General features: G+C 35.7%; 7 protein-coding genes. 5 read left to right on the top strand and 2 right to left on the bottom strand.

Annotation, left to right across the window (positions count from 1 at the left end; all coding sequences use genetic code 11):
* The first annotated feature begins 382 nt into the window (after positions 1-382).
* From FLACOL7796_RS08890 to FLACOL7796_RS08870, 5 genes are all read left to right on the top strand, one after another.
* Positions 383-3,427, top strand: a complete 3,045-nt coding sequence (locus FLACOL7796_RS08890) for a SusC/RagA family TonB-linked outer membrane protein (protein WP_232067334.1) — start codon at positions 383-385, stop codon at positions 3,425-3,427.
* Between the two features lie 9 nt (positions 3,428-3,436).
* Positions 3,437-5,134: a RagB/SusD family nutrient uptake outer membrane protein gene (locus FLACOL7796_RS08885; RefSeq protein WP_173970446.1), complete on the top strand. Its 1,698-nt coding sequence runs from the start codon at positions 3,437-3,439 to the stop codon at positions 5,132-5,134.
* Between the two features lie 88 nt (positions 5,135-5,222).
* Positions 5,223-6,536, top strand: coding sequence for a DUF3472 domain-containing protein (locus FLACOL7796_RS08880; protein ID WP_173970445.1), 1,314 nt, complete (start codon positions 5,223-5,225; stop codon positions 6,534-6,536).
* 122 nt (positions 6,537-6,658) lie between these two features.
* Positions 6,659-8,014 (top strand): Gfo/Idh/MocA family protein, encoded by a 1,356-nt coding sequence (locus tag FLACOL7796_RS08875; protein WP_232067335.1) that lies wholly within the window; start codon positions 6,659-6,661, stop codon positions 8,012-8,014.
* 87 nt (positions 8,015-8,101) lie between these two features.
* Positions 8,102-9,961 carry a glycoside hydrolase family 35 protein gene (locus FLACOL7796_RS08870; RefSeq protein WP_173970443.1) on the top strand — a complete coding sequence of 620 codons (1,860 nt, stop codon included), beginning with the start codon at positions 8,102-8,104 and terminating at the stop codon, positions 9,959-9,961.
* 359 nt (positions 9,962-10,320) lie between these two features.
* On the opposite strand, the gene FLACOL7796_RS08865 is transcribed toward FLACOL7796_RS08870, so the two are convergent.
* Both FLACOL7796_RS08865 and FLACOL7796_RS08860 read right to left on the bottom strand, forming a co-directional pair.
* The gene (locus FLACOL7796_RS08865; RefSeq protein WP_173970442.1) at positions 10,321-10,722 is read right to left on the bottom strand and encodes an OsmC family protein; all 402 of its coding nucleotides are present in this window, start codon (positions 10,720-10,722) and stop codon (positions 10,321-10,323) included.
* A complete protein-coding gene (locus FLACOL7796_RS08860) occupies positions 10,722-12,794 on the bottom strand; it encodes a LysM peptidoglycan-binding domain-containing protein (protein WP_173970441.1) in 2,073 nt (690 codons plus the stop codon). Before FLACOL7796_RS08860 ends, FLACOL7796_RS08865 begins: the two co-directional genes overlap by 1 nt.
* Positions 12,795-12,835: the final 41 nt, after the last annotated feature.

Raw genomic sequence — 12,835 nt, 5'->3', positions numbered from 1 at the left:
ATATTGTGGTTGCGAATACGCTTAAAATAAAGCGATGTGCTTTTTGTGCTTTATTTTAGAATAATCTCATGATTTTTAGTCTAAAAAAACGTTTACCACAATTTTATGTGCTCGAGAACATTAATTTTGTGTGTTCGAGCACATTTTTTGTGTTTTTTCTTGGTTAATAAAAATATAATCGATAGTTTCGTCGAATAATAATAAAATACAACGCAATTATTAGCTCTTTTTTATCGCTTTTAATCTCTTTTTTAACCAACCAAAAAGTGATCATTAATGAGCATCAAAACTTAAAAAAAACGACTAACAAAAACACAATCATTAACCAAAACCAAACAAGAGTATGAACAAAGTATTCTCAAAAAAACCTAAAAATTTTAGGATGCATACTGTACTTGAAAAAAGTTTAAAAACAACATTACTTTCCTTGTTGTCTTTAAGTTTTCAAATTACAACAGCTGCACCTTCTAAAGAGATTCCGGTAAACGAAACCAATTTGCCTGTTTTTCAGAAAATAGTAAAAGGAAAGGTTGTCGATCAAAAAGGAATTCCGGTTCCCGGAGTAAATGTTGTTATAAAAGGCACAACAAAGGGAGTACAAACTGATATCGACGGAAGTTTTGCTATTGAAGTTCCAAATGACGGTACGATACTGGTTTTTACTTTTTTAGGAATGGAAGATCAGGAAATACCAGCAGGAAACAGTACTCTTAAAGTAGTAATGAAAGAGGTTGGCGAGCAAATGAACGAGGTAGTGATTGTAGGTTACAGCAAGATCAAAAAAGAGAGCTTAACAGGATCATTACAAACTTTAGACAGCAAAAAAATTGTTGATGTAACGACTCCTACTGTAGAAAACATGCTTGCAGGAAAAGCTTCCGGAGTTTATGTAAATACAGGTGGAGGTCAGCCGGGAGCGGTAGCAAAAATAGTGATTCGAGGAAAAACCACCGTCAACGGAAGTACAGATCCTTTATGGGTAATTGACGGAGTTATTGTGGGGAATAGTTCTGCCAACATGAATCCATCTGATATTGAAACGTTGACGGTTCTTAAAGATGCTGCTTCTACAGCAGTTTATGGTTCACAAGGGGCGAACGGTGTAATTGTCGTTACAACTAAAAGCGGAAAAACAGGAAAGGCTGTTATTAATTTTTCTGCCAAAACTGCCATGACCACTTTAAATAACGGGAATTTTAAAATTATGAATGGATCTCAATTATATGATTTATATGATTCATTCGAAAACAAACAAGCATTCGAGAATGTTTGGTGGTGGAATCCTGAATTAAGAAATAAAAACTTTGACTGGTGGGATAATGCTACTCAAACGGGTATTGCAGAAGATTATAACTTATCGATAAGCGGCGGAGGTGAAAACTTTAAAAGTTACGTTTCTGTAGGTGTTTATAAAGAAACCGGAGCGGTTAAAGGTTATGATTATAAAAAATACAATGGTTTAATGAAATTTGAGTACAAACCAAACACTTGGTTTACGTTAAGACCTCAGGTAAATTTAACCAGAGAAACAACTTATGATCAACAACATAGTGTTGGTGCGTTGTACGGAAATATGCCATGGGATAGCCCTTATATGGAAGACGGATCTTTGGTAGGAAATGCTCCTAACCCAACCTGGGTAAACACAACTGGATCAAACTATTTGTATGATTTACAATGGAATTACGGTGAATCTGAAAATTATACCGTGAGAGCCAATCTTGATTTTGATATTAAATTTACAAGCTGGCTGACTTTTTCTTCTGTAAACAATTACATTTTTGGTAATTCAAATTCAAGCTATTACACAGATCCAAGATCTTCTGGCGGATTAGCGGTAAAAGGTAGAATCGAAGATAACTTTGATACTTATAACAGAATTTACACGAATCAATTATTAAAATTTAATAAATCATTTGGCAAACATAACTTTAATGCTATTGCAGGTTATGAGTGGAATGAATACAATAGAAAATTCAGTCAGGGAATTGCAACCGGAATTCCTCCGGGAATTGTAGCGCCGGATGCTGCTGCTGTTCCTGAAAAAGTAGGCGGTGGAAGACAACAATGGGCTGTACAATCTTTGTTATCGAATATAAATTACTCGTATGATAATCGTTATTTGGCACAAGTTTCTTTTCGTCGTGACGGAGCCTCTAACTTTGGTAAGAATGCACAATATGGTAACTTTTACTCTATAAGTGGTGGATGGAACATTCATAATGAAGCATTCTTTCATGCAGATTATATCAATAACTTAAAACTTAGAGCGAGTTATGGTTCGGTAGGAAACCGTCCAAACAGTTTATATCCTCACCTTCCTTTATATTCTTTCTCGAAAAGTAGTTATAATGAAAGTCCTGGGGCGCTAATCTCGCAATTGGCAAACCCTGATTTAAGTTGGGAAAAAACGTTTACAGCGGGTGTGGGTCTGGATGTAAGTTTCTTTAAAAGAGTAAACATTACTTTAGATTATTATAATAAAAACACTTCTGATTTATTGTATTATGTACCACTTCCGGGAGTTATTGGAGTTACTGGTATCTGGAGAAACGTTGGTGCGGTAAACAATAGAGGATTTGAAGCTTCTATTAATGTAGACATCATTAAAGGAGATAATTTTAACTGGTCTGTAGATGCCAACATTGGTACGAATAAAAATAAAGTAACAAGTCTTTATGGAGACAGAAAACAAATTATTGTAGGAGATGGTAGTGGAGTTTCTGGTTCAGCAAACAAATTATTAACGCCAGGTAAAGATGTTGACAGCTGGTATTTGACAGAATGGGCAGGTGTTGACCCTACAAACGGAAAACCGCAATGGTTCACTACAAATGCTGCCGGAGAGCGCGTAAAAACAAGCAGTTATGCTGATGCTTCTAAAAATCAAAAGGTAATAGGAACTTATACTCCTGACTTTTTTGGAGGATTCTCTACAACTTTAAATTATAAGAATTTTGACTTTTCTGCTATTTTTAGTTATTCTGTTGGAGGACAAATTTATAACTATGCCAGAGCCGAGTTTGATTCAGATGGTGCTTACAACGACAGAAACCAAATGGTACTTCATAGCGGATGGAGCCGTTGGGAAAAACCGGGAGATATTGCAACACATCCTCAGGCACTTTATGATAACAGCAGTCAGTCGAACAAAGCATCTTCTCGTTTCTTAGAAACCGGAACATACTTAAAAATGCGAAGCATTACACTTGGATATAATGTACCTATTCCGCGTCTTAATATTTCGAACCTAAGATTGTACATCGCCGGAGAAAATCTTTTCACCATTAGTCACTATTCTGGTGTAGATCCTGAGCTTCCTCCTACTTACAATGATGCAACGCAGCAATACATCATTTCTGGTGTTGCAACGCAGGTCTATCCTTCAACACGCAAAATTGTATTAGGACTTAACTTAACTCTTTAAAACAAAATCATGAAAAAGATATTTATATTAGGTATTGCGATTAGTTTCTTGTCCTCTTGTGATTTAGACAGAGAACCATTTAATGCATACACAAAAGACAAAATAGAACAAGATAAAGTAGCTGCCGTAGAGGTTTTATTAAATGGTTGTTACGCACAATTAAAAGGCTGGTCTGATGTTATGCACAGAGTTGGAGAGTATCCTGGTGATAACATCATGATTAGAGGAACTTCTACAGATGCTTTTTACTCTTTTATTTCATATCAGCACATTCCTAACAACGACAGGTTATCTGTTTTCTGGAATAACAGTTATAAAATAGTTTCACAATCAAGTGATTTGATCAAAATGATTTCAGAAGGAGAAAGTCCTGCTGTAAACCAACAACTTGGTGAAGCTTATTATTTAAGAGGTATGATTTATTTCTACCTGTGCCGCGCTTACGGAAGACCTTACGCACAATCACCTGAAACTAATTTAGGTGTGCCAATTGTAAATGGTTTACCACCGGATTTAAATAATCTTAGATTACCAGACAGATCAACAGTAAAAGATACTTACGAGCAAGCAATTAGTGATCTGAAAAAAGCCGAATCTTTAATGACGGTTGACAGATCTGCGGCCTATGCCACTAAAGAAGCGGCTCAGGCAATGCTTTCGAGAGTATACTTATATATGAGCGGAACATATGAAAATCCGAATCAGGAATACGCAACACAAGCTATAGAATATGCGAATAAAGTAATTACAAGCGGAAAATATAAATTATTGAGCCGTGAAAGTTTTATGAAATTCAATACGTATGCACCGGACTCTGATGAGCAGACTGAAACCATTTTTGCTGTTAAAAGAGTAGCTTCAGAATTTTCAGGTTACGATCATTATTACGGAATTGGTGGTATGTATGCTAATATTCAAGGTCAGGGTTGGGGCGAAATGTACGCTAGTGCCAAATATCTGGATTTATTAAGAAAATCAGGTTTAAAGAAAGATGCACGTTGGGCATTTATTGATCCGCAATACACGACAGACGACGCAGGAAACAAAACTCAGGCATTCCGTTTTATCTATGATGTAAAAAATGCAGGTGGTACTCAAACCGGTTACAACTATATGCAACAACCATTAAAAACAAATCCTAATGGTACATTTTTTATCACGATAGGAACTACTGACTATAATTTAACTCCGGTAAACGCAGCCGAAAATCAATATTCGATTGTATACGAAGGCAAAACTTATACAGGAGAGAAAGATTATATGATGTTGTTAAATCGTGTATATCCAATGTTTTACATTACAAAATGTTCATTACAAAATAATGATTCTCACCTCTACTCTCCTTCGATTTCAAGATTGGCCGAGATGTATCTGAACATGGCAGAAGCTTATGTTAAAAAGGGTGATTATAATAATGCTTTAACCAACTTAAACATTATTCGCGAAAGATCGATTGTTGGTGGTGGTTATACATCATTAAACAGTACCAATGCCGTACAATTAGTAGATGAAGAACGTCAGTTAGAATTAGCATTTGAAGCGCATAGAGGTTATGATGTTTACAGAAATGGGCAAACCATGACGCGTCATTATCCTGGTCCTCATTTACCAATGACAGACTGGCCTGCTACAAGTTTAAGAGTAGTGCAATACATTCCGCAGTCAGAAATTAATGCCTATCCGGGAACTTTAACTCAAAATCCATAATTTTTTATTTAGAATTATTTTGTTTTTGAAGCCTCTCTAATTGGATTGATTAGAGAGGTAATTTTAAAAAATAAATTACTATCGATACATGAAAAACTTACTCTACTTATTTTTTGCTTCGTTACTCGTATCGTTTTCCTGCACGGCAAATAGCGAAAGTACCGAAGATCCTTTAAAGAATCCGAAGACCAGTATTTCTCTTCCATTGGCAGGAAATGCTTATAGCTCTAAACATTTAGAAAGCAATACGATTACAGATAACGGAATCGAAAACTGGACCAATGCTGAGGAATTTTTTACAATTTATTTCAGAATTTCCAAAGCAGGAAGTTTTCAATTAACAATAGAAGAATCTGTAGAAGTATTTGGAAAATCAGAATTGGAATTTTCGATTAATAATGAAGCTAAAAAAGTAAAATTTGATACTTCAAAAAAAGCAGTAACCATTGGTACCTGGAAAATAAATCAGGAAGGTTATGTTGCTGTTAAAATCAAAGGAATAAACAAAACAAAAGATCGTTTTCCTGCTATAAATCGCCTAACAATTTCAAGCGCAGATTATGACGGAAAAATATCCTATGTACCCAATAACGAAGGCAACTTTTATCATTGGGGACGACGCGGACCATCAGTACATTTAAATTATCAGGTTCCTGAAAGCGTCAATGCAAAATGGTATTATAATGAACTTACGGTTCCTGAAAACGAAGATAAAATTGGTTCTTATTTTATGGCGAATGGTTTTGGAGAAGGTTACTTTGGTATTCAGGTTAATTCGGCTACAGAAAGAAGAGTTTTATTTTCTGTTTGGAGTCCGTTTAACACCGATGATCCGGCTAGTATTCCTGAATCTCATAAGATTAAAATGCTAAAAAAAGGCGAAAATGTACATACAGGCGAATTTGGGAATGAAGGCTCAGGCGGTCAAAGCTATCTGAAATACAACTGGAAAGCAGGGACAACCTATAAATTTTTATTACAAGGTTTCCCTCAAAACAACAACACAACAACATATACCGCGTATTTTTATGCGCCTGAATTGCAAAAATGGCTATTAATCGCTAGTTTTAATCGCCCTGAAACAAATACTTATTTAAAAAGATTTCATTCGTTTTTAGAAAATTTTATTCCGGAGCAAGGCGATTTATCCCGTAAAGTATTATTCAACAATCAATGGATTTGCGACGATAAAGGAGTTTGGTCAGAAATAAATTCGGTTCGTTTTACAACAGACAGTACAGGAGCAAAAGAATACCGAATGGATTTTGCCGGCGGATTGGACAATAATTCATTTTATCTAAAAAACGGAGGCTTTTTCAACAACTATACAACACCAAAAACGATCTTTACAAGACCTTTAAACAATAAAAAACCGGAAATAAATTTTGACACATTGCCTTAAAAAAGACGTTTTAAAAAATAAACAATTTACACAAAAACAATAATTCCCGATAATCTTCATTTTGATTATCATCATTTTCAAATCAAATTAATTCAATTATGAAAACTAGTATTTTAAAATTCATGTTAGTGGCCTGTCTTTTGTTTGGAGGAGCAATCGCATCGGCACAAATGATCAAGACCAAAACACCAACCCGTCCAAAAGGTCAGCAAGATGTTTTGCGTTTGGCTACTGATCCAATTCCAACGGTTCGTGTTGCTTTTATTGGTTTAGGAATGCGTGGTCCTGGAGCAGTTGAGCGTATGACGCATATTCCGGGAGTAGAAATCGTAGCACTTTGCGATATGACACAAAAAAACACACAATCTGCTAATGAAATTTTAACTAAAGCCGGACTTCCTAAAGCACAAGAATTTTTTGGAGATGAAAATGCATGGAGAAAAGTTACTGCTTTACCAAATGTTGATTTAGTTTACATCGCAACCGACTGGAAACATCACGCTATTATTGGTGTTCAGGCAATGAAAGATGGTAAACACGTAGCAATCGAAGTTCCGGGTGCTATGACTATGAAAGAAATTTGGGATCTTATCGATACTTCTGAGAAAACACGTAAACATTGTATGCAACTTGAAAATTGCGTTTACGATTTCTTCGAATTAACGACATTAAACATGGCACAACAAGGTGTATTTGGAGAAATTCTTCATGCCGAAGGTTCTTACATTCACGGTCTTCAGCCTTTTTGGGGAGAATACTGGAACAACTGGAGAATGGATTACAACATCAAACACCGTGGCGATATTTACGCTACTCATGGTATGGGACCAGCTTGTCAGGCTTTGAATATTCACCGTGGAGATAAAATGAACTTTTTAGTTTCTATGGATACAAAAGCAGTAGGAAATCCTGCTTATATTAAAGATAAATCAGGTCAGGAAATTAAAGATTTCAGAAACGGAGATCATACCATGACTATGATTCGTACAGAAAACGGAAAAACAATCCATATTCAGCACGACGTTACTTCGCCTCGCCCATACAGCAGAATGTATCAATTGAGCGGAACTAAAGGTTTTGCAAACAAATATCCATTAGAAGGTTATGCTTTAGATGGTGCAGCATTAGGAGATGATGTAAAACCAAATCACGAAAAATTAAGTGCACACTCTTTCGTTCCGGAAGACGTTAAAAAAGCTTTGATGGAAAAGTACAAGCACCCAATTGTAAAAAATATTGAGGAGCAAGCTAAAAAAGTAGGTGGTCACGGCGGAATGGATTTCGTAATGGATTACAGATTAATTCACTGTTTACAAAAAGGACTTCCGTTAGACATGGACGTATATGATTTAGCTGAATGGTCTTGCTTAGGTCCGTTAACAGAAATTTCTCTTGATAACGGTTCTGCTCCTGTAGAAATTCCGGATTTCACACGTGGCGGATGGAAAAAATTACAAAAATTAGAATTTTCAGAGTAATAAATTTATTGGTTAGTTAGGTTAAGCAAGAGAGCGCAATTGATGTTGCTCTCTTGTTTTTTTATAAACATCATTAATTCAGATAAAATGAAAAAAGTTTATTTCATCCTCCTATTTAATTTCTTTCTACTTCCATCATTAACTGCACAAGAAAAACAAACTTTTGCCATAAACGATGGTAATTTTTTATTAAACGGAAAACCAATTCAGATTCATTCCGGCGAAATGCATTATTCCCGAATTCCGCAACCGTACTGGCGCCATCGTTTAAAAATGATGAAAGCAATGGGTTTAAATGCCGTAGCCACTTATGTTTTCTGGAACTATCACGAAGTTGCTCCGGGAATTTGGGATTTTAAAACCGGAAATAAAAACTTAGCAGAATATATTAAAACAGCACAAGAAGAAGGTTTATTCGTTATACTTCGTCCGGGTCCTTATGTGTGCGCTGAGTGGGAATTTGGCGGATATCCATGGTTTCTGCAAAATGTTCCAAATATGATCATTCGCGGACATAATGCAGCATATCTGGCGGCAACAAAAGCTTATTTTACCGAATTATACGGTCAGGTGAAAAATTTGCAAATTACCAAAGGCGGTCCAATTATAATGGTTCAGGGCGAAAATGAATTTGGTTCTTATGTGGCGCAACGTAAAGACATTTCTTTAGAAGAACATAAAAAATACAGCGCTGCCGTTTTTCAGCAATTAAAAGATATTGGTTTTGAAGTGCCCTTTTTTACATCAGACGGAAGTTGGCTGTTTGAAGGCGGAGCTTTGCCGGGGGCTTTACCTACTGCCAATGGCGAAAGCGATATTACGAAGCTAAAAATAGTTGTCAATCAGTTTAATAATAATCAGGGACCTTATATGGTTGCCGAATTTTATCCGGGCTGGCTGGATCATTGGGCAGAGCCTTTCCCGACACAAACACCGGAACAAACCGTTCGTCAGACCAAAAAATATCTGGACAATCAGGTTTCTTTTAATTATTATATGGTGCATGGCGGAACTAATTTCGGATTTACTTCCGGAGCCAATTACGACAAAGAACATGATATACAGCCTGATATGACTTCGTACGATTATGATGCTCCTATTAGCGAAGCAGGTTGGGCGACTCCCAAATACAATGCTTTAAGGGAGTTATTAAAAACAAGCGAAACCCCGGCTGTTCCGGAAAAAATGCCTGTCATCGCAATACCAAATATTACCTTAAATAAAGTGGTTGATCTTGCCGATTTAAAATCGAAGATAACTCCAGTTATAGAGGATAATCCGTTGACTTTTGAGCAATTAAATCAAGGTGATGGTTATGTTTGGTACAGTAAAAAATTCACTCAGCCTATTAGCGGGAAATTAGAATTGAAAGGATTACGCGATTATGCTATTGTGTATGTAAACGGAAAAAAAGTAGCAGAACTGAACCGATATTATAAAAAATACGATTGCGAAATCGAAGTTCCGTTTAATGCTACTTTAGATATTGTGATAGAAAACATGGGACGCATAAATTATGGTTCTCAAATTAATGCCAATAACAAAGGCATTATAAGTCCCGTTATCATAAATGGTGAAACTATTACGGGAGATTGGGAAATGTATAAATTACCAATGGCTCAGGAACCTGATTTGACAACTTATAAAAATTCAGGCAAAATAAATCGTCCTGCTTTATATCAGGGAACTTTTACACTAAATAAAACGGGAGATACCTTTCTTGACATGCGCGATTGGGGCAAAGGAATTGTATTTGTAAACGGAATTAATATTGGACGTTACTGGAGCGTTGGCCCACAGCAAACTCTATATTTACCGGGATGTTGGCTCAAAAAAGGCAAAAACAGCATTGTCATTTTCGAACAAAAAAATGAAACTATTCAAAAAGAAGTAAAGAGTATTCTAACTCCAATTCTGGAAGATTTAAAACCTGAAAAAGGTTTATAAAAAATAAAATCTGCAGAATCTGCGAGAGAATTCTTTAGCCACAGATTAAAAGAATTAAAAAAGATTTTTCACGCAGATTTTACTGATTTAAGCTGATAGACGCTGATTTTATTTTAGATTTACTTAAGCGTTTACAAAACAAAATTAATCTCGCAAAAACACAAAAGCGCAAAGGTTTTGTCATTTCGACGAAGGAGAAATCACACCAGAATCTCCGCAAAGAAAATCGCAAATCTTTGTAAATCTCGAGTGTGATTTCTCCTTCGTCGAAATGACAATATTACGTTTAAGCTTTGCGCCTGAAAACAAAAAACCATTCGTCGTAGCGAATGGTTTTTTAATATTATTAGTTCGAAAAATTACTTCCAGTTAAAAGTAATTTTCTTTTCGATTTCACTGCTTAAACTCAAAAATACCGGACAAGTCATTCCGGCACGTTCCAGAATTGTTCTGCTTTTTTCCTCTTCAACACCCTGCATATCAAAAACAATTTCAATTGCCCCAATTCTTCGTGGTTCAGCATTCATTATCTTCGTTACTTCGGCAGTTGAACCAATAAAATCTACGCCTAAATCACGCGCTTTGATGCCCATAATAGTCATCATGCAACTTGCTAAAGCATTGGCAACAGTATCTGTTGGAGAAAAAGCTTCTCCTTTTCCGTTATTGTCCAAAGGTGCATCAGAGATAATCTCGCTTCCTGATTGCACATGTATTGATTGTGTTCTTAAATCTCCTAAATAGGTTACTTTTGATGTCATTAATTCGCTACTTTTAAAGTTAAGTCAGTATCATAATATAAAATGTAGACTCCTTTATTAGCGTGTCCTCCATCCTCTTTTTTATAAAACTGAAATTTATTATCTACTTGTTCTGTTGTCATTAAATCAGCTGTTTCCTGATATGTTTTTCCTTGTACCAAACGCATCATCGTATCAAAAGTTACATCAAAACCACGAGTTGCATAAGTATTTGGATTTATTTTATTTTTTAATCTGTATTCTTTATCGAAGATTAAAACTCCAGGCTCATCACTTTCGCGCGTTACAGATGGATACATTAATTTTAGTTTTACAAGATTATCAAAACTGATTTCGTCAGTATCTAACGTACTGTTTGGCTCTAAAATTACCAATTGTACCTGACATGTTTTTTGTGCATCCAGCAAAGCTTTTATAGTGCTTTTTACCATAGCAGTATTTCCGGTTTCCATCACCACATAATTCATTCTGTTTGGCAATAACAAGCTTTTTAAATTCGCTACATCCAGACCACCAGTTTCTGTCAAAGCAGCAAACACAACTCCTTTTTGGTTTTGTTTGATATAACTAATAACTGATTCTTTCTTTTTATCGACAACCGCTACAATATTACCATTTTTTGCACGCATATAATCAAACATAGCATTTCTCACCACATCATTAGAAGGTATGGTCTGATACAAATTATCAATTGGGTTTGCTTTATCTTTTGATAATGGAGAAATCACCGGAACATTATACATACGCAATGTATTTGCCGTAGCTTCGGCATTGCTTTGATAAAATGGACCTATCACTGCATGAGCATCCTGTAATTTATTCTGAGCAATCAAAGTCGAAACATTAGAAGTTGTTTTTGTTTCCTGAGAATCATAAATAGCAACATCTATTGGCAATTTCAACGTTTTAGCCGAGTCGATCGCCATCATTGCTCCTGAATAAAAATCAAGAGTCATGTTTAAAAACTTGTCATTTTTGATACGGTTAGCAGTGCTTGCTGTATCATTTTGCATTTTAGCTAAGTTAAAAGGCAACAATAAAACCAGTTTTTTACGCTCGTTTTGACCTCTTTTTTTCGTTAGTTCTACCACCTCAGGATTAACAGAAACCGTTTCAGATTTCACTTTATCTACAATTTGTATAGAACCTCCGGTATTAGGACTTTCGATTGCTTTTTCAACAGGCTGTTGTTGCGGAATTATTGGAGCCGGTGCTAAATATCCTGCCGGAACTTTTAAAACCATTCCTTCTTTTACTCCTTCAGAAAGCGACGGATTCAATGCCGTTAATTCTTCCTGAGAAATATGAAAAGTTCTGCCTAAACTATAAAAAGTTTCTTTTGGTTTTACCTGATACTCCATATAGGTTGTTGCTTTTTTAGCCGTTTCAACCGGTTTTGCAGCAGTAGTAACCGCAGGATTTGAAGTTTCTGTTTTAGGCGCTTTTCCTTTTATCGTTAATCGGTAACCAATTGGTAAATTCGACACAATTTCAGGATTGCGTTTTTCTAATTCTTCAATTGTAATACCGTATTGTTTGGCAATCGAAAACTTAGTTTCTTTTGCCACAACATCGTGATATACGTATTTTTCCTGAGCTTTTTCTTTCGCTGGTTTTTCTGCAGCCACAAGAGATTTTGCCGCTGATCCTTTTGCAGGAATCACCAGTTTCTGCCCAATCTGAACTCCGGTTTTTTCTAAAGTAGGATTTGCAGCTTTCAAAGCTTCATCAGAGATACCATACTTTTTTTCGATACTATAAAAAGTTTCTTTTGGCTGTACCTCATGAATTATTTCTTTTGTATTACCGCCCGTTTTTGCCACAGCTGTTTCTGTCTTAGCCGCCGCAGATTTTGTACCATTTGCAGGAATCAACAAAACAGTATTAGGTTTTATACCACTTCTGGCATCTGGGTTTAATGCATAAATATCATAAGGAGTAACCTTAAATTTCACTGCAATCTGGTTAATAGTTTCCCCATTCGCAACTGTATATTTAATCACCTTTTCTTGTGAAAAAGCAGAAAACGTTACAAAAAAAACAAGAAACAATAGAGTTGAATAATATTTCATAATAAAGCTTAAAACAATTTAATTTTCTAATTCAAAACAAG

The organism is Flavobacterium bizetiae, from assembly GCF_902804475.1.
Classification (GTDB): domain Bacteria; phylum Bacteroidota; class Bacteroidia; order Flavobacteriales; family Flavobacteriaceae; genus Flavobacterium; species Flavobacterium bizetiae.
This window is presented reverse-complemented; position numbering and strand designations above follow the sequence as displayed.

What these genes read in the sequence shown, in the direction of transcription:
- FLACOL7796_RS08865 (WP_173970442.1), bottom strand. Translation starts at nt 10,722, where the DNA reads ATGACATCAAAAGTAACCTATTTAGGAGATTTAAGAACACAATCAATA.
- FLACOL7796_RS08860 (WP_173970441.1), bottom strand. Translation starts at nt 12,794, where the DNA reads ATGAAATATTATTCAACTCTATTGTTTCTTGTTTTTTTTGTAACGTTT.
- FLACOL7796_RS08890 (WP_232067334.1), top strand. Translation starts at nt 383, where the DNA reads ATGCATACTGTACTTGAAAAAAGTTTAAAAACAACATTACTTTCCTTG.
- FLACOL7796_RS08885 (WP_173970446.1), top strand. Translation starts at nt 3,437, where the DNA reads ATGAAAAAGATATTTATATTAGGTATTGCGATTAGTTTCTTGTCCTCT.
- FLACOL7796_RS08880 (WP_173970445.1), top strand. Translation starts at nt 5,223, where the DNA reads ATGAAAAACTTACTCTACTTATTTTTTGCTTCGTTACTCGTATCGTTT.
- FLACOL7796_RS08870 (WP_173970443.1), top strand. Translation starts at nt 8,102, where the DNA reads ATGAAAAAAGTTTATTTCATCCTCCTATTTAATTTCTTTCTACTTCCA.
- FLACOL7796_RS08875 (WP_232067335.1), top strand. Translation starts at nt 6,659, where the DNA reads ATGTTAGTGGCCTGTCTTTTGTTTGGAGGAGCAATCGCATCGGCACAA.